The organism is Corallococcus sp. M7 (assembly GCF_054512695.1).
In genome coordinates this window covers 936,833-952,671 of sequence record NZ_CM137252.1, presented here as the reverse complement: position 1 = coordinate 952,671, position 15,839 = coordinate 936,833, and the positions used below count along the sequence as shown (strand labels likewise).

At 71.0% G+C, this 15,839-nt stretch carries 16 protein-coding genes; 6 read left to right on the top strand and 10 right to left on the bottom strand.

Going from position 1 to position 15,839, the window contains the following annotated elements:
- Positions 1-23 precede the first annotated feature (23 nt).
- The 6 genes from ACX114_RS04050 (at position 24) to ACX114_RS04025 (ending at position 6,439) form a co-directional block, all read left to right on the top strand.
- The gene (locus ACX114_RS04050; RefSeq protein WP_459294899.1) at positions 24-1,376 is read left to right on the top strand and encodes a cytochrome P450; all 1,353 of its coding nucleotides are present in this window, start codon (positions 24-26) and stop codon (positions 1,374-1,376) included.
- Between the two features lie 69 nt (positions 1,377-1,445).
- Positions 1,446-2,321, top strand: coding sequence for an alpha/beta fold hydrolase (locus ACX114_RS04045; RefSeq protein ID WP_459294897.1), 876 nt, complete (start codon positions 1,446-1,448; stop codon positions 2,319-2,321).
- Between the two features lie 123 nt (positions 2,322-2,444).
- On the top strand, positions 2,445-3,920 hold the full coding sequence (locus tag ACX114_RS04040) for a DUF2252 domain-containing protein (RefSeq protein ID WP_459294895.1): 1,476 nt from the start codon (positions 2,445-2,447) through the stop codon (positions 3,918-3,920).
- A 58-nt stretch (positions 3,921-3,978) separates the two neighbouring features.
- Entirely contained in the window at positions 3,979-5,301 is a 1,323-nt protein-coding gene (sitA5, locus tag ACX114_RS04035) for a SitA5 family polymorphic toxin (protein ID WP_459294893.1), read from the top strand.
- Complete coding sequence (locus ACX114_RS04030; protein WP_459294891.1) at positions 5,298-5,672, top strand: DUF2019 domain-containing protein; 375 nt, start codon at positions 5,298-5,300, stop codon at positions 5,670-5,672. The genes sitA5 and ACX114_RS04030 overlap by 4 nt, the downstream gene beginning before the upstream one ends.
- Before the next feature lie 290 nt (positions 5,673-5,962).
- Complete coding sequence (locus ACX114_RS04025; protein WP_459294889.1) at positions 5,963-6,439, top strand: hypothetical protein; 477 nt, start codon at positions 5,963-5,965, stop codon at positions 6,437-6,439.
- A gap of 15 nt (positions 6,440-6,454) precedes the next feature.
- Here ACX114_RS04025 and ACX114_RS04020 read toward each other — a convergent pair whose 3' ends face one another.
- From ACX114_RS04020 to ACX114_RS03975, 10 genes are all read right to left on the bottom strand, one after another.
- Entirely contained in the window at positions 6,455-7,357 is a 903-nt protein-coding gene (locus ACX114_RS04020; protein WP_459294887.1) for a MerR family transcriptional regulator, read from the bottom strand.
- A gap of 12 nt (positions 7,358-7,369) precedes the next feature.
- A complete protein-coding gene (locus ACX114_RS04015; protein ID WP_459294885.1) occupies positions 7,370-8,230 on the bottom strand; it encodes a MerR family transcriptional regulator in 861 nt (286 codons plus the stop codon).
- On the bottom strand, positions 8,227-8,904 hold the full coding sequence (locus ACX114_RS04010; protein ID WP_459294883.1) for a lysophospholipid acyltransferase family protein: 678 nt from the start codon (positions 8,902-8,904) through the stop codon (positions 8,227-8,229). The genes ACX114_RS04015 and ACX114_RS04010 overlap by 4 nt, the downstream gene beginning before the upstream one ends.
- Entirely contained in the window at positions 8,901-9,248 is a 348-nt protein-coding gene (locus ACX114_RS04005) for a lycopene cyclase domain-containing protein (RefSeq protein ID WP_459294881.1), read from the bottom strand. The genes ACX114_RS04010 and ACX114_RS04005 overlap by 4 nt, the downstream gene beginning before the upstream one ends.
- Positions 9,245-9,628, bottom strand: a complete 384-nt coding sequence (locus tag ACX114_RS04000) for a lycopene cyclase domain-containing protein (RefSeq protein WP_459294879.1) — start codon at positions 9,626-9,628, stop codon at positions 9,245-9,247. The genes ACX114_RS04005 and ACX114_RS04000 overlap by 4 nt, the downstream gene beginning before the upstream one ends.
- On the bottom strand, positions 9,625-10,743 hold the full coding sequence (locus ACX114_RS03995; RefSeq protein WP_459294877.1) for a glycosyltransferase: 1,119 nt from the start codon (positions 10,741-10,743) through the stop codon (positions 9,625-9,627). Before ACX114_RS03995 ends, ACX114_RS04000 begins: the two co-directional genes overlap by 4 nt.
- Positions 10,744-10,855: 112 nt before the next feature.
- Positions 10,856-11,815 carry a carotenoid 1,2-hydratase gene (locus tag ACX114_RS03990; RefSeq protein ID WP_459294875.1) on the bottom strand — a complete coding sequence of 320 codons (960 nt, stop codon included), beginning with the start codon at positions 11,813-11,815 and terminating at the stop codon, positions 10,856-10,858.
- Complete coding sequence (locus ACX114_RS03985) at positions 11,812-13,263, bottom strand: phytoene desaturase family protein (protein ID WP_459294873.1); 1,452 nt, start codon at positions 13,261-13,263, stop codon at positions 11,812-11,814. Before ACX114_RS03985 ends, ACX114_RS03990 begins: the two co-directional genes overlap by 4 nt.
- Entirely contained in the window at positions 13,260-14,294 is a 1,035-nt protein-coding gene (locus tag ACX114_RS03980; RefSeq protein ID WP_459294871.1) for a phytoene/squalene synthase family protein, read from the bottom strand. Before ACX114_RS03980 ends, ACX114_RS03985 begins: the two co-directional genes overlap by 4 nt.
- Positions 14,291-15,832: a phytoene desaturase family protein gene (locus ACX114_RS03975; RefSeq protein ID WP_459294869.1), complete on the bottom strand. Its 1,542-nt coding sequence runs from the start codon at positions 15,830-15,832 to the stop codon at positions 14,291-14,293. The genes ACX114_RS03980 and ACX114_RS03975 overlap by 4 nt, the downstream gene beginning before the upstream one ends.
- Between the last annotated feature and the right edge of the window lie 7 nt (positions 15,833-15,839).

Here is a 15,839-nt window from a genome sequence, read left to right as displayed (position 1 = left end):
GACGGGTTGGGTACACTCGCCGCATGCACGCCGCCCCTTCCGACTCCGCGGTCCTTCCGCCTCCGCTTCCCGCGGGGCTGCCGTGGGTGGGTCAGGGGTTGGAGTACCGGAAGGATCCGCTGGGCTTCTTCCTGCGCTACGCGGACCGGGGCGCGGTGGTGCGGACCCGCTTCGTGGGGACGGCCATCTACCTGCTCAACACGTCGGAGGCCATCGAGCACGTGTTGGTGAAGAACTTCCGCAACTACCCGAAGGACGCCTTCCAGAGGCGCGCGCTGGAGGCGGTGGTGGGCCACGGCCTGTTCACCAGCCACGGCGACTTCTGGATGCGGCGGCGGCGGATGATGCAGCCGGCCTTCCACAAGAACCTGCTGACCGCGCACGGGAGCGTGGCGGTGAAGGCCGCGAACACCTGGATGGCGTCACGGCGGGAGGGCGCGCCCTTCGACGCGTACCCGGAGATGATGGCGCTGACGTTGGACGTGGTGGCGGAGACGCTCTTCGGCGCGAACCTCTCCGCGCAGGCGCGGGAGCTGGGACGGGCGATGGAGGCGGTGATGCTGCACGCCCAGCACCTCTTCGACACGCCCATCTCGCTGCCCGCCTGGGTGCCCACGCCGGGTCAGCGGCGGTTCAGGGCCGGCCTGAGCGCCCTGCACGCCGTCGTGGACGACGTGGTGGAGCGCCGAAGGAGGCAGGGAGGCCCGGGAGAGGATCTGCTGGGCCTGATGCTGGAGGCCCAGGCCGAGGACGGCGAGCACCTGACGGACGCGCAGCTGCGCGACGAATGTCTGACATTGATGATCGCCGGGCATGAGACGACCGCCGCCGCGCTGGCGCTCAGTCTGTGGTTGCTGGCGCGCCATCCCGAAGCGCAGGCGACGCTGCGGCGGGAGCTGGCCACGGTGCTGGGAGGCCGCGGGCCCACGGTGGCGGACCTGCCGTCGCTGCCGTACTGCGAGCAGGTGGTGAAGGAGTCGCTGCGTCTGTATCCGCCCGCGTGGGGCATGAGCCGGGTGGCGGAGCAGGATGACCGGATGGACGGCGTGCATGTCCCCGCCGGAACGGTGGTCGCGTGGTCCCAGTGGGCGCTGCACCGGAACGCGAGTCACTTCCCGGAGCCGGAGTCCTTCCGTCCCGAGCGCTGGGCGGACGGGCTGGAGCGCCGCATCCCCCGCTTCGCCTACTGTCCTTTCGGAGGAGGCCCCCGGCTCTGCATCGGCGCGGGCTCCGCGCTGATGGTCATCCGCCTGGTGCTGGCCACGGTGCTCCAGCGCTTCCATTTCGAAGCCGCGCCAGGACCCGCGCCGGAGGTCCTCCCCGCCATCACCCTGCGCCCGAAGGATGGCATCCCGCTCACACCGCGGGCGGTCTAGCGCCAGAGGCGCCTACGCATCACGGGAATCCGCTGGACGTCATGCCCTGCGTTTCCCAGGCTTGCGCCCATGACGCTTGTCCTGACGGCACCGGAGCGCAGTCACCATCTGGAGCGTGAGCACGGACGGCGCGTGGGGTGGACCGAGTGGGGCGCGCCCGACGGCGTGCCGGTCCTCTTCTGCTCCGGCGCGGCGACGAGCAGCTCGCTGGGCTTTGGCGCGGAGGCGGTGCGCGAGCTGGGCGTGCGGCTGCTCTGCGTGGACCGGGCGGGGCTGGGCCTCTCCCAGCCGGATCCGCTCAAGGACTTCTCCCGCTGGACGGCGGACGTCGCGGCGGTGCTGGAGGCCACGGGCCTGTCGCGGCCCGCCGTGGTGGGCTTCTCCCAGGGTGCTCCGTTCGCGGTGGCCCTGGCGGGCGCCGGGCGGGTGTCCGCGATGGCGCTCGTGGCGGGCCAGGACGAGCTCGCCCACCCCGCCACCCGGGCCCTGCTCCCTCCGGAGGTCGCGGGCATGGTCGCCGCCATCGAGGCGGACCGCGCGGGCTTCGAGGCCGGCTTCGCGGCGCGCGCGGACGCGGACGGCATGTGGGCGCTCGTCGACGGCATGAGCGGCCCGGAGGACCGCGCCCGCTACCGCGAGCCCGCCTTCGCGTCCGCGTATCGCCAGGCGCTGCGCGAGGGCTTCGCGCAAGGCGCCAGCGGCTACGCGCGCGACCTCACCCTGGCCATGGGCCCGTGGCCCGTCCCGCCCGAAGCCATCACCGTGCCCGTGCGGCTCTGGTACGGCGGACGCGACACCAGTCCGGTGCACTCGCCGGATGGAGGCGTGCTGCTCGCCAGGCGCTTTCCCCGCGCGGTCCGCCACTTCCTGCCGGACGAGGGCGGCTCACTGCTGTGGACGCGCGCACGGGACATCCTCCGGGACCTGCTGGCCGCCGCGGCCTGAGGCGCGCTCACGGGTGAACACTGCATCCGTCCATGGCCCCGGGGGCCGGGGACATTCCGGCCCTGGACGCTTCCGGTTCCGGGGGGACGTATCCACCTTTGGAGGTGAGGAGTCACACACCCCATGGATGCGGACGGTACATCCGAGCTGGGAGCCGCGAAGGTTCCCCTCGTATCCAACCAGAAACAGCAGCGCACGCGGCGCACGCCCCGGAAGCTGAAGCCCTCACGGCTGCAGGCCGTGGACTTCCGCTCCGTGGAGGAGCGCATGGACGCGGGCCGCGCCCTGCGCAAGCGCTGTCCCCGGAGCAGCCACGCCACGTGGAAGCCCTTCCGGGGGCGAGACCCGCTCGCGCAGCTCAAGGAGTCCGACGCCACGCGGCTGCCGTGGCTGGTGCCCGTGCGCCACGAGCGCATGTCGGAGTCCCCGTTCGCCTTCCTGCGCGGCACGCCCTTCGTCATGGCGCGCGACCTGGCCCACACGCCGCACAGCGGCCTGCGCAGTCAGATTTGCGGCGACGCGCACCTGGCCAACTTCGGCCTCTTCGGCACGCCCGAGCGCAACCTCATCTTCGACCTCAACGACTTCGACGAGACGCTGCCCGGCCCCTTCGAATGGGACGTGAAGCGCCTGGCCGCGAGCTTCGTCGTGGCCGCGAAGCAGAACGGCCTGGGCGCCCGCTGCGGCAAGAAGGCCGCGCGCAAGGCCGTGGAGTCCTACCGGCTGACGATGCGCGAGCTGACGACCCGGAGCCTCTTGGAGGTCTGGTCGCTCCACGTGGACGCGAAGGAGCTGAAGCACTCCGACTCCGACGACACCGCGAAGCTCGCCGCGGAGGCGGTGGAGAAGGCGAAGCGCCACACCAGCGCGCACGCGGTGGAGAAGCTCACCGTGGAGCGCAACGGACAGAGGCACCTGGCCTACCAGCCGCCGCTGTTGTTCCCGCTCAGCGCGGTGAAGATGGACGTGACGTCCGCGGAGCTGGAGCGGCGCATCAAGCGGCTCACGGTGGGCTATCTGGAGTCGCTGGACGGCGCGGTGAGGGACTTGTGCCTGCGCTACCAGCGCAAGGAGTGGGGCTTCAAGGTCGTGGGCGTGGGCAGCGTGGGGCTGCAGGCCTACGTCGTGCTGTGTGAAGGCAACGGCGGGGAGGACCCGCTGGTGTTGCAGCTCAAGGAGGCCAAGGCCTCCGTGCTGGAGCCCTACCTGGGCCCCAGCGAGTTCCACAGCGCGGGCGAGCGCGTGGTGGTGGGCCAGCGGCGCATGCAGGCCTTCTCCGACCTGTTCCTCGGTTGGACGGAGGTGGATGGCATGGGCGCGTTCTACGTGCGCCAGCTGCGCGACATGAAGGGTGCGCTGGACGCGGAGAAGATGGACGCGCCGGTGTTCCAGGACTACGCGGACGCCTGCGGTGCGACGCTGGCCCGTGCCCACGCACGGACGGGAGACGCCGCGCTCATCGCGGGATACCTGGGCACCAAGGACCACTTCGACGAAGCCGTCACCGAGTTCGCCTGCGCCTATTCGGATCAGGTGGACTCGGACTACGGGCACTTCATCGACGCGCAGGCGAAGGCCCTGGAGGCGCTGACGCACTGAATGGCCGCTGCTACCATGTTGCCTGAGCCGGGATGGTGGCTCGCAATTGGAGCTCTGGATGCGGCTTCCATGGCTGGTGCTGTCCCTGTTCTGGGCACTGGTCGGGTGTAGCAGTGCGACGAAGGCCGTCCGGCTCGACACGGGGCGCGGTGCGCCTGTCGTCCATGTGCCTCGCGCGGCGGGACCGGCCCGGCCGGTCCCGCTGGATGCGGGGGCGCTGAAGGAGGCCGTGGCGCGGCTGGCTCCGGGGCTCCGGTTGTCACCGGGGGCCCAGGATGCGGCCCGGCGCCTCTTCGAGGTGGAGCCCAGGAGCGGTTCGTACCTGGTTGATGTGCAGCGCCGCCGCATCACACCGCTCGGGCCCGGTGAGCAACTGTCCGCCGAGCTCACGCGGCCCGACGTGGAGCTGACCCGCGCCTACTTGCGCTGGTGCGGACGAACCGGCCGGACGGGGGACTGTCTGGGACTGCTGCAGGAGAGCGCGGTCGTCACGGGAGATGCGCGCTTCGCCCTGGCGCTCGCGCTGGCGAAGGGGGCGGTGTTGGACGAACTGTGGGACGCCGTGAAGGACATGGCGAATCCCGAGGCCCTGATGCAGGCGGCGCTCTGGACGGCGGCCACGTATGCGCTGCTCTGGACCGTGCCGGAGCCCGCGACGAAGGGCGTGGCGGCGGTGCTGACGGCAGCGCTCATCGGCTACGTGGGCATCGACACGTTCTGGGCGCTCATCCAGGGCTTCCGGCTCCTGATGACCGAGTCGGATGCCGCGCTGACGTTCGATGAACTGCGCGGAGCAGGAGAGCGCTTCGGCAAGGTGATGGGCCGGCAGGCGGCGCGGGCCTTCGTGATGCTGGCGACCGCGGCCATTGGAAGCACGGGGGCGACGTTAGGGGCGAAGCTTCCGGGTCTGCCCGGGGCGACCCAGGCCGCCGTACGCGCAGAAGCGGAAGCCGGCGTGGTCTATGCGGCCGTGGGCAGCGTCGAATCCGTCGCAGTGGCCGCGGACGGATTCACGGTAGGCCTCGCGCCGGGCGCCGTGGCCATGTCATCGAACGGCCCGGCGAAGTCTCGCTTGAGGGCGTGGAAGTCCTTCAGTGGTTTCAAAAACGCGATGGGTCCGGCGGGACAAGGCAAACAGTGGCACCACATCGTCGAGCAGACGCCCGGCAACGTGCAGCGCTTCGGTCCGGAGGCCATCCACAATACCGAAAATGTCATCGCCATTGATGAGCAGAAGCACAAATTGCTCAGTGCGTTCTACTCATCCGTGCAAGACCTCGCCGGGGGCCGAGTCGTTCGAGAGTGGCTTCGGGGGCAACCCTATGAAGCTCAGCGGGCATTCGGACTGAAAACCATGAGGCGGTATGGGGCCATCCCATGAAAACAAAGGACATCAAAGCGCTGACGCTGGAAGAATTGATCGTGCGCTTTCGCGAGGTTTCAGCGAAACACGGTCAACTGTTGAACGCGCTCAATACTCGCGCAGCCAACAAGGAGTACAAGCACGCGGCCGCCGTCCGGCGAGAACTGCGAACGCGCGGGGCGAAGGCTGAGGCGGCCTTACTGGGTCTGCTCTCCGACCCCGAAGAGGGGACGAGGTATTGGGCGGCGACAGCGGCCTTGCGGTTCGCCCCCAGCGAGGCAGAGGCGGCGCTCTCGGCCTTGTCGACGCCCGCGTCGAACCTGATGGGGCTCAGTGCAGGCATGACCCTTGATGCGTGGAAGAACGGAACCCTTCCCCTTGAGGAGTAGAACCGTTCCAGTGGGTGGAAAGCACTCGTGCCTTTCAAGGCAGGGCAGACCTTGAAACGCTGGGCAGAGGGCACCTGGGCGCTAGACCCTGAATAGCCATTGGGGTGCTCACGCCTTGAGAAAACAGGCGTGGCTTCCTGACAGCGTGGAGGAGCGTTCAGCGCCCGCGTCCCTGGAAACACAGCGGCTCGCCCCGGAGTCCGCCATGGATTGACGGAGGGGAGGGGCGGACCCAGCTATTCCTTGCTGTCCGGTTCACCCTCCTCCAACCCCCACCACCCCTACCGCCCATGACGATTCGTACGAACTGGCTGTCCGCCGCGGTCCTGACCGTGGCCCTCTACGTCGCGCCGGCTTCCGCGCAGTCCCAGCAGTGCGTGAACACCGACTCCACGGAGGCCGTGGCCATCACGGCCGTCACCCAGGCCGTGAACGCGGCGCAGGCCGCGGCGACCACCACCGCGAATGCCCTGTCGACGATGAACCTCTTCACCCTCCTCGCGGCCACCCAGCAGAACACCTCCGCGCTCCTGGCCGTCACCCAGGCCGAAGCGGCGTTGGCGCTGCTGGCTCCCTCCGCGCTGATGACGGACCTCCGCGCGCCGCTCGCCACGGTCACCTCCGGCATCAGCAGCCTGCGCGATGCCACCAATTCGCTGCTGGCCGGCAACCCCGGGGCCGCGCAGCAGGCCTTCACCACGGCGCTCGGGCAGGTGGACTCGGCGGTGGGTCTGGCCCGCTCACTGCCCCCGCTCTGCCGGGAGTGACGTCAGGGGTGGCGCTCAGCCCGCCATCCGCGTCCAGTCGTCCTCGTGAGCGAAGAGCTTCACGCCCAGGCGTTCGCAGACGTCCGCGTGTGCCTGGGCGGCGGGGCCTCCCACCCAGAGGGGCAGGCTCTTGGGCAGCGCGGCCTGGATGCGCGTGAGGACGTCCTCGAACACCGTGGCGCCCCGGTTCGTCACCGCCGACAGGCCCACCACGTCTGGCTTTGCCCGGGCCACGGTCTCGGCCAGCCCTTCCGCCGGCACGCGCTGCCCCAGCAGCGTCACCCGCATGCCCGCGTGGCGCAGCCTCAGCGCCACGCCCAACAGGCCAATCTCGTGCTCCTCCTCCGGGAAGCACGCCAGCACCGCGTGCTTGCGTCCTCCCCGGGGGGCTCCGTGCAGCAGGCTCACCAGCCGCTCACGCACCACCTGCGTCACCAGGTGCTCCTGCGCCACCGTGAGGGTTCCCGCATGCCAGCGCTCGCCCACCTCGCGCTGCACCGGCACCAGCACGTCCTCGAAGGCCTTCAGGGGCGGCAGCGCCGCCAGCACCTCGTCCAGGACGCGGACGACGCGGGGCTGATCATACGCCTCGGCCGCGGCCATCACCGCCGCGCGCCACGACTCCGGCTGCGCCCCGGTCCGCGCGTCGACGCCCTCGGCGGGCGGGGGCGGCGCCAGGTCCAGCTCCGCGCGCAACTGGGGCACCAGCTTCGCCGCCTCGCTGATGGACACCCCTTCGTCCGTCAGCGCCTTGAGCCGCTTGAGCAGCGCCACGTCGCGGTCGGTATAGACGCGGTAGCCCGAGGGCGTGCGCTCCGGCTCGAGCACTCCGTAGCGGCGCTCCCAGGCCCGGATGAGCTCCACGCGGACCCCCGACAGCTCCGCGGCGATGTGGATGCGATAGGTGCGCTCAGCCATGGTGTGCGTGCTTCACGGTCGGTTCTGCGCGTTTCGCGCCTGCTGCCAGACAGCGATGAGCTCCTCCGCGGACTCCGCGTACTGCGCGCCCAGGGTGAACAGCGTCTTCAGGTGCTCCCTCGCCCCGGGCCCGCCTACCACCACTGGAGCGGGCGCGCACGCGTGCATCGCATCGGACAACACCGCGATGAAGTCGTCCGCATCCCGGCGGCGGATGAACGACAGCGCCACCAGGTCCGGGCGCACCTGCATGCACGCCCCCTGCAACGCCTCCGAGGGTGTGTCCGCCCCCAGCAGCGTCACCCGCCAGCCCCGCGCCTTCAGGTGCACGCCCAGCGCGAGCAGCCCCCCCTCGTGGTGGTCCCTCGCCGGACACGCCAGGAGCGCCCGGGGCCCGTCGCCCACGCGCTCCATCCCCGCCAGCAACATGCGCAGCCGGTGCCGCACCAGCGCGGACGCCATGTGCTCGCGCGCCACGTCCAGGCGCGAGGCCATCTCGCGCAGCAGCGGGATGAGGACCGTGTCGCAATACGTGGTCGCGTCCAGGTCCACCTGGGCCGCGGACAGCGCCGCGTCCGCGCCTTCCGAGTCCAGCACCATCACCGCCGCCCAGAAGCGCTCCAGGTGCCGCGCCTCCGGCGGGACGGCCGTCCGGGGTTCGTCGCGCACCTGGGCGATGGCCTCGCTCACCGAGAGGCCCTCCTCCATCAGCTTCGCCACCCGGCGGACGGCCTCCACCTCGTCGCGTGAATAGACGCGGTAGTTGTTCTCGCTGCGCTCCGGACGCGGGAAGCCATGGCGGCGCTCCCAGGCGCGCAGGGTGGCCTCGCGGATGCCCGTGAGCCGGGCGATGGTGCGGATGCGCAGGCTCATGGCCCCAGGCCTCTCGCGCGGTCCCAGCGCTCCGCCACGCCTTTCGCCCCCGACATCTTCTGGGTGAAGCCCTCCAGGCTCGTGGCCTCGGACACGCGCCGCACCACCGCCTCCAGCCCGCTCTGGAAGCGCGCGAGCGGCCCGGCTTCGTGGACCTCGCCCACCTCCAGCAACACGTCCGGCCGCTCGTGCTCGAAGAAGGCGTAGCGGATGGCGATGGGCACGCACTCCGCCTTCGCCGCGCGGGCGAGCAGCTCCACGCCTCGCTCCAGCTTCAGCGGGTGGACGCCGAAGGGCCGGTGCTCCCCTTCCGGAAAGACACACACGGCGGCGCTCGGCTTGCGCAAGAGCTCCTTCGCGTAGCGCAGCGAGGACAGGGACGACATCGCGTCCTGCTTGCGGATGCTGAAGGCGCCCATCTTCGTGTGGAAGGGGTAGCGGCGGAGGTTCTCCTCGTCCATGAGGCAGTAGCCGTCCCAGCCCGCCACCTGGCAGAGCTGGTGCAGCACGAAGCCGTCCCACCAGTTGGAGTGGTTCAGGTAGACGAGCCGGCCCACGCCGTCGGCGGGCAGCGCTCCGCGCACCCACAGGCCCCGGAACGTCGAGCGGACCTTCCACCCGATGTACCGGTCCACCGCCCACCCGAAGGGCCCACCCTTGGCCGCGCGAATCAAGACGCCCGAGCCTCCCGGAGCCGCACGAGCGCCGTGAACAGCGCGAGCCCCAGCGACACCAGCACGCTCGTGATGATGAAGAAGAGGACCTCCTCCAGCGGCACGGCGCCGATGTACACGCCCACGTGGCGTCCCTCTCCGAAGTTCCAGATGCCGGTGGAGATGGCCAGGTGGTCCGCGATGGACAGGTACACGCCGATGATGAACGCAGGGGGCAGTACCGCGCGCAGCACCTCCCCCGAGCGGGCCTTGTAGTGCATCACGAGCGCCGCCAGTTGAATGGCAATCACCGGCAGCGTCCAGGCCAGCAGGTGGATGAGGTACGCCCAGCGCGTCTCCATCATGGCGACACCTCGGAAGGCTCCAGGGCCCGCTCCGCGCGGACGGACTTCCGCGCTGGAGGCACGGGCTGTGGCTTCTTCGCCAGCACGCGCTCCAGCCGGTCGCGCGCCCACAGGCCCACGAGCAGCGTCTGGAGTCCGAAGAAGAGGTACTCCTCCAGCGGCAGGTAGCCCAGCTTCACGCCCCAGATGCGCTCCGGGTCGAAGCCCCACAGGCCCCACTTCACGGCCATGTTGTCCCACGGCGACGTGGCCGCGTAGACGATGATGAGCAGCAGGCCCATGGGCGCCAGCCCGCGCCATGACAGCGTGCGGCGGTAGCGCACGAGCAGGAACAGGATGGGCAGGACGACGAAGAGCCCCAGGAAGCGCGCGTAGGTCATCCCGGGCCTCCACTCCACTGCGACGCCACCCGCACCATGCGTCCCCCAGCTTCCAGCGCGTAGGTATGGCCGCGCCAGGTCACCCTTCCCTGCCGCGTCAGCGAGGCCGCGAAGGCCGCGAGCAGCAGCAACTCACCCTGAATCCAGTCCGTCAGCGCGTGCCCCTGGTCCACTTCCGAGGGCACGCGGCTCAGCGCGGCGAGGCGCAGCGACAGCAACGTGCGCACGGCGACGAGCACCGCCACCGCGAGCCACACGGCAGGCTCATGGAGCCACGCGGCCAGCAGCAGCAGCGGCACGGTGGGCGTGAAGAGCAGCGGCACGGTGGGATACAGACCCGGCCGGTGGCTCGCGAGCACCTGCATCCAGCGCGTGAAGCGGTCCAGCGGCACGCGCCAGGACGTCCCGTTGGCGACAGGCACCCAGGCGGGCGCGAGGCTCAGCGCCACGTCCAACCCCTGCGCGTGAAGCCGCTTCGCCAGCTCCAGGTCCTCGCCAATGTGGTCCGACAGTCCGGCCAGCTCCTCCGCCGCGCGCGGTGACAGCCCGAGCGCCTTGCCGCACACAGCCTGAGCGCCCGCGCTCATCGCGTGCAGCGCGCGGAAGCTGTGATGCGTGTAGCGAAGCAGCCCCGCCATCGCGCGGCCCGCCGCGTCCACCGCGCCCACCGGCGTGGGAGCGGCGGTGCTCAAGGCGGCGCCGGCCACCAGCGGAGCGGCGAGCCCCTCCACCAGCGCGCCCGTCACCGCGACGTCCGCGTCCACCGCGAGCACCACCCGCCCGCGAACATTCAGCGTCTCCAGCGCGTAGAGCAGGTGGCCCACCTTGCGGTTGGGGCACACGGGGTCGCTCGGAAGCCAGCGCACGCCCTCGGCCAGGCGCGGCCGGTACGGAGACAGCACCACCTGCTCCAGCGGCCCCGCGTAGTCGATGCGTTGCGCCAGGTTCTCCAGCTCCAGCGGCGTGGGCGCGTCCACGGGGCGCAGGAGCAGCACGGAAGGCAGCGCGCCCCCGGCCGTCACGGAGGCACGGCGATACAGCCGCGCCAGCGCCACCGCGCTGAAGCCACCGGCCATCACCGTCCACCCGAGCGTGAAGAAACCGAGCGCGTTCATGGCGTCCGCCCCTTGCGCTCGCGTGAGTGCAGCGCCTGCGCACGCGCGTTCATGGCGCGACTCAGAGGCCGCGCGCGCTCATGCCATCCCATGGCCGCCAGCGGGAGCGCACTCATGCCGTCCTCCCCATGCGCGTACGGAAGTGCGCCATCCAGCGGATGAACGGGGAATGGAAGCGGCGGAAGTCCGCCACCTCTCCCATCGTGTCCAGCGTGTCGCGCCTCGACTCCAGCCGCGCGTAGAAGGGCGACGACTCCAGCAGGCGCGGCGCGCCCACCACCTCGTTGCCCGTGTGCAGATGCGCGGGGACGCGCAGCCCCCAGCCCGTCAGGTTCGTGGGACGCGCCTCGGGGTTCGGGCCGCGCTCGCACACCACGCCGTTCGCCCCCGCCACCATGCGCACCGGGGCCACGCCGTCCGGCAGGTGGTAGTCCACCACCGTGTGGTTCGCGTGGTGCGTGCGCGCCCAGTGCCAGCCGGACAGCCGCGCGCCCAGCAGCTCCTGGCCGTGGTTCGTGTCGTGGTAGCCCAGGCCCTCCGCCGTCACGCCCAGCGTGGACACCTCCAGCCGGGCCTCCGCCCGGGGCGCCAGGGGCTGCCAGTAATGCGGCAGGCCCGGCATGAGCTGCACCTCCGTGCCCCGCCCCGTCAGCGGCCGCAACGTCAGGCTGGCGCGCACCGGACGGCCCCACGGCGCCGTCCCGTCATCCACGTCCATGCGCACCGTGCCATCCACCGCGTGCGTCAACGTGGAGCGGCCGATGCGCAGCCGTCCCGGCCCCTGCAGGTCCACGCACGGGTACTCGCTCAGCACCCACAACTTGCGCACACCCTGGTGGTAGAGCGCGAAGTTCACCGCGCTGTACGCCAGCGGATGTCCGCCCCGCCGCGCCGCGACGGAGTAACGCGGGGAGAACAACGACCCCAGCATGAAGATGCACACCGCGCTGTACGGCCCGGCGGTCACGTCCGCGTAGAACCAGCGGTACGCCCCCGCCATGTCCGGCAGCGCGGGCAGCGCGCACGACTCCGCCGCGCCGGACAGGAGGTTCTGCGCGAGGACGGACTTCATGCGACCTCCCGCAGGTGCGCGGATGCCATCTGGGCCGCGAACCGGCCCGACAGCATCACCAGCGGAACCCCGCCGCCCGGATGCGTGCCACCGCCCGCGAAGAACAGCCCCGGCGTGCCGCCCCGGATGCGCGGCCTGCGGAACGGACCGAAGCGGCCATGCGGCAGGAAGCCGTAGATGGAACCCCCCGGAGCCCCGCGCGCCGCCAGGTCCACCGGCGAGCGCTGCCCCACCACGCGCACGCGCCCCTTCAACGCCGGGTAGTGCTTCACGAGCTTCTCGAACATCTGCTCGCGCACGCGCGCCGCGCTGGACTCCCAATCGCGCCGGGCCTGCTCCGCCCTGCCCTCCTCCAGCGGCATGGCCGGCGCGTTCACCATCACGAACAGCCCCGTGCGGCCCAGGGGCGCCATGCTCGAATCCGTGGCGGACGGGTTGCAGACATACACCGTGGGGTCCGTGGCGAGCTGGCCCGCGAAGAGCTCATCGAACTCCTTCCGGTAGTCCCCGCCGAACATCACCGCGTGGTGCGGCACCGCCGTGCGCCCCTCCACCTCCAGCAGCAGCACGAAGCCGGACAGCGACAGCGGCTCCGACTCCCGGCGCAGCGACGCCAGCGGATCCGCGTTCACCACCACGCTGTCGAACACCTCCGCGACCGGCTCCACGCGGTAGCCCTCGGTGATGCGCTCGAAGCGGGCGCGTGTGTCCAGGTGCACCGTCACGCCCAGCCGCCGCACCGCCTGCCCCAGCGCCTCCACCAGCGCGCCGATGCCGCCGCGCACGTGGTGCACGCCATACGCATGCTCGATGTGCGGGATGAGCGCGAACGCCGCGCTGGACGCATACGGCGACCCGCCCGCGTAGGTGGCGAAGCGACCCACGTACTGCCGCAGGTGGTGCGTCTGGAAGTGCTTCGCCGCCAGCGCGTGCAGCGTGTCCAGCTTCATCCCCGCCAGCATCGCGCTGATGCCCCTGCGGGCCACGCGCGCCATGAAGCCGGCCATGCCCTCGAAGGGGGCTTCCAGGTAGGGCTCACCCGCCGCGCGCCAGATGGCCGCGGCCTCCGCGTAGAAGGAGTGCACGCCCTTGCGCTCAATGGGGCGCAGCTCCGCGGCGCTGTCCGCCATGCGCTCCAGGTCCTTGTACGCCGTGAAGCCGCACCCGTCCGTGAAGTGGTAGGTGCACTGCGGCTCCAGCTCCGTGAACGGCGGCAGCAGATCCACCGCGCCCAGCTGCTCGAAGGTGCCGCGCACCAGCGCCGGCAACGTGAGCAGCGTGGGGCCCGTGTCCAGCGTGAGCCCCTCCACCGTCACCGCCTGCGCCTTGCCACCCAGGGACGGGCCGCCCTCGAACAGCGTCACCGAGTGGCCCTCCTTCGCCAGGAGGCCCGCGGCCGTCAGCCCACCAATGCCGCCGCCAATCACCGCCACGCGCGACGCCTTCATCGCGAGCCTCCCGTGCCCGTGGGCAACAGCGGCACCGGCGCGGACGGCAGGGCCAGGGGCGCTTCCGGCAGCGCGGCCCGGGGCCTCAAGAACACGGTCGCCGTCAGCTCCAGCTTGCGCCCCGTCGTCGTGTGGGCCCGGCCGCTGAACACGTCGTAATCCCGCGCCTCGATGTCGCGCAGGATGTCGCCGTAGATGGCGCCCATCAGCCGCACCATGCGCTGGCTGCCGAAGCCGGTGAGGTAGCGCACGCCCGCCGCCGCCCGCGCGTAGTACGCCCGCGCGCGCTGGATTTGAAAGCGCATGAAGTCGCGCCACTTCGCGTCCACCCGGCCCGCGCGCAGGTCGTCCTCGGTGATGCCGAAGGCGCGCAGTTCCTCGGCGGGCAGGTACACCCGGCCACGCTCCAGGTCCTCGCGCACGTCGCGCAGGATGTTGGTGAGCTGCATCGCACGGCCCAGGTCCGCCGCCGGCTCCACCGCGCGAGCGTCCTCGCAGCCCAGCACCGGCGTCAGCATCAACCCGACCACGCCCGCGACGCGGTAGCAGTACAGGTCCAGCTCCTCCCACGTGTCGTAGCGCACCTTCGTCAGGTCCATCTCCATGCCGGAGATGAGGTCCTGGAAGGGCTGCTCGGGGATCCGGTAGTGGTGGATGGTGTGGCGCAGCGCCGCGAATTCGCTCGGGTCCCACGGCGACGGCGCGTCCGCGGAGGGCTGACGCGCGGACGGCGGCCCCAGCTCCTTCGAGGCCAACTCCGGCAGCGGCAGGTACACCTCCGCCACGCGCTCGCGAGCCCGGGCCAGCCGCGTCGCCAGGGCCATGGGCGCCTCGCCCGGCAGCGCGCTCTCGCCCGCGTCCACCAGGTCATCCAGCCGCCGGCAGAAGGCATACAGCGCGAAGGCCGCCTTCCGCCGCTGTCCGAAGAGGAGATACGACGCGAAGAAGAAGCTCTTGGCGTGATGGCGGGTGACGACCCGCGCGCGCCGGTAGCCTTGCGCGATGAGCGCTGGAGAGGCGGTCGCGCTCATGCCGCCACCTCCACCGCCGCGACGCCCGCGCGAGGAGACAGCGCCACGCCCTGCTTCCGGGCCCACTCCATCAGCCGCTCCGTGACGAGCCGCGCGGAGATGAGCACCGTGGGCAGGCCCGTGCCCGGCTGCGTGGAGGCGCCCACGAAGAAGAGGTTCTTCACGCGGGGATCCACGTTGGCCGGACGGAAGGGGCCAATCTGGAAGAAGTTCTGCGCCAGCCCGAACGCGCTGCCGCGCGCCAGGTTGTACGTGCCCGCCCAGTCATCCGGGGTGAAGACGCGCTCCACCTCGATGTCCGATTCCAGGTCGGGGTAGCCCAGCTCCGCCATGCGCTGGAACACCTTCGCGCGCACCTTCGGGCCCTCCACCTTCCAGTCGATCCCCGGGTTCTGATGCGGCACGGGCACCAGCACGTAGAGCGAATCTTTCCCCTCCGGTGCCAGCGATGGGTCCGTGCGCGTGGGCACGTTGATGTAGAAGCTGGGGTCCTCCGGCACGCGGAGCCGCTGGAAGATGTCTTCGAAAGAACCCGCGTAGTCCCGGCCGAACATCACGTTGTGATGCAGGAGGCCCGGCACCTTCTTCTTCATGCCCAGGTAGAGCATGTAGCCGCTGGAGGTGAAGCGGAGCTTCTCCCCGCGCTTGAATGGCGCGTCCTTCGGATCCAACAGCTTCTCGTACGCGTACGGCAGGTCCGCGTTGCACAGGACGGCATCCGCGGACACCACCTCGCCGCCCGCGAGCCGCACGCCCGTGGTGCGTCCGCCCTCGGTGAGGATGCGCTCCACCGCCTGGCCGTAGTGCAGCGTCACGCCCTCCTCGCGCGCCAGCCGCTCCAGCGCGAGCGGGATGGCATACAGGCCGCCCTTCGGGAACCAGATGCCCACGCCCAGCTCCGTGAAGGGCAACAGGCCATACACCGCGGGCGACTCGAAGGGAGACACGCCCAGGTACATGGTCTGGAACGTCATCGCCGCGCGCAGCCGGTCGTCCTGGAAGTAGCGGCTGACGTCCGCGTACATGCGGCGGTGCGCGCGGGCCTTGAAGATCTTCGCGAGCACCCCGGGGGAGAGGTAGTCGCTCACGCCGTTGAAGTTGCGGCCCACGAAGTGGTCCAGGCTGATGCGGTACTGCTCGCGGCCCTGCGCCATGAAGGCCAGGTAGCGCTGGAAGCAGCCCGGCTCCACGCGCTCCAGCTCGCGACCCATGGTGCACAGCTCGGACGTGAAGGTGATGTCCGAGCCGTCGCGGAAGTGCACCCGGTAGTTCGGGTCGCACCGCACCAGCGTGAGGTAGTCCTCGATGCGGCGGCCGAGCGCGCGGAAGGTCTCCTCGAACACCTCCGGCATCAGCACGATGGTGGGGCCCACGTCCCAGGTGAACCCATCCACCTGGAGCTGGTTGCACCGGCCTCCCGGGCCGTGCGTCTTCTCGAAGACCTGGACGTCGAAGCCCTGCCGCGCGAGCCTCGCCGCCGCGGCCAGTCCGCCCACGCCCGCGCCCACCACCACCACCCGTTTGCCCTGTGCGCTCATGACGGTG

Bases quoted from the DNA above. Each gene is read 5' to 3' on its own strand.
- ACX114_RS04025 (WP_459294889.1), top strand. From the start codon at position 5,963: ATGACGATTCGTACGAACTGGCTGTCCGCCGCGGTCCTGACCGTGGCC.
- ACX114_RS03975 (WP_459294869.1), bottom strand. From the start codon at position 15,832: ATGAGCGCACAGGGCAAACGGGTGGTGGTGGTGGGCGCGGGCGTGGGC.
- ACX114_RS03980 (WP_459294871.1), bottom strand. From the start codon at position 14,294: ATGAGCGCGACCGCCTCTCCAGCGCTCATCGCGCAAGGCTACCGGCGC.
- ACX114_RS04000 (WP_459294879.1), bottom strand. From the start codon at position 9,628: ATGACCTACGCGCGCTTCCTGGGGCTCTTCGTCGTCCTGCCCATCCTG.
- ACX114_RS03990 (WP_459294875.1), bottom strand. From the start codon at position 11,815: ATGAAGTCCGTCCTCGCGCAGAACCTCCTGTCCGGCGCGGCGGAGTCG.
- ACX114_RS04030 (WP_459294891.1), top strand. From the start codon at position 5,298: ATGAAAACAAAGGACATCAAAGCGCTGACGCTGGAAGAATTGATCGTG.
- ACX114_RS04020 (WP_459294887.1), bottom strand. From the start codon at position 7,357: ATGGCTGAGCGCACCTATCGCATCCACATCGCCGCGGAGCTGTCGGGG.
- ACX114_RS04015 (WP_459294885.1), bottom strand. From the start codon at position 8,230: ATGAGCCTGCGCATCCGCACCATCGCCCGGCTCACGGGCATCCGCGAG.
- ACX114_RS03985 (WP_459294873.1), bottom strand. From the start codon at position 13,263: ATGAAGGCGTCGCGCGTGGCGGTGATTGGCGGCGGCATTGGTGGGCTG.
- ACX114_RS04050 (WP_459294899.1), top strand. From the start codon at position 24: ATGCACGCCGCCCCTTCCGACTCCGCGGTCCTTCCGCCTCCGCTTCCC.
- ACX114_RS04005 (WP_459294881.1), bottom strand. From the start codon at position 9,248: ATGATGGAGACGCGCTGGGCGTACCTCATCCACCTGCTGGCCTGGACG.
- ACX114_RS04040 (WP_459294895.1), top strand. From the start codon at position 2,445: ATGGATGCGGACGGTACATCCGAGCTGGGAGCCGCGAAGGTTCCCCTC.
- sitA5 (WP_459294893.1), top strand. From the start codon at position 3,979: ATGCGGCTTCCATGGCTGGTGCTGTCCCTGTTCTGGGCACTGGTCGGG.
- ACX114_RS04045 (WP_459294897.1), top strand. From the start codon at position 1,446: ATGACGCTTGTCCTGACGGCACCGGAGCGCAGTCACCATCTGGAGCGT.
- ACX114_RS03995 (WP_459294877.1), bottom strand. From the start codon at position 10,743: ATGAACGCGCTCGGTTTCTTCACGCTCGGGTGGACGGTGATGGCCGGT.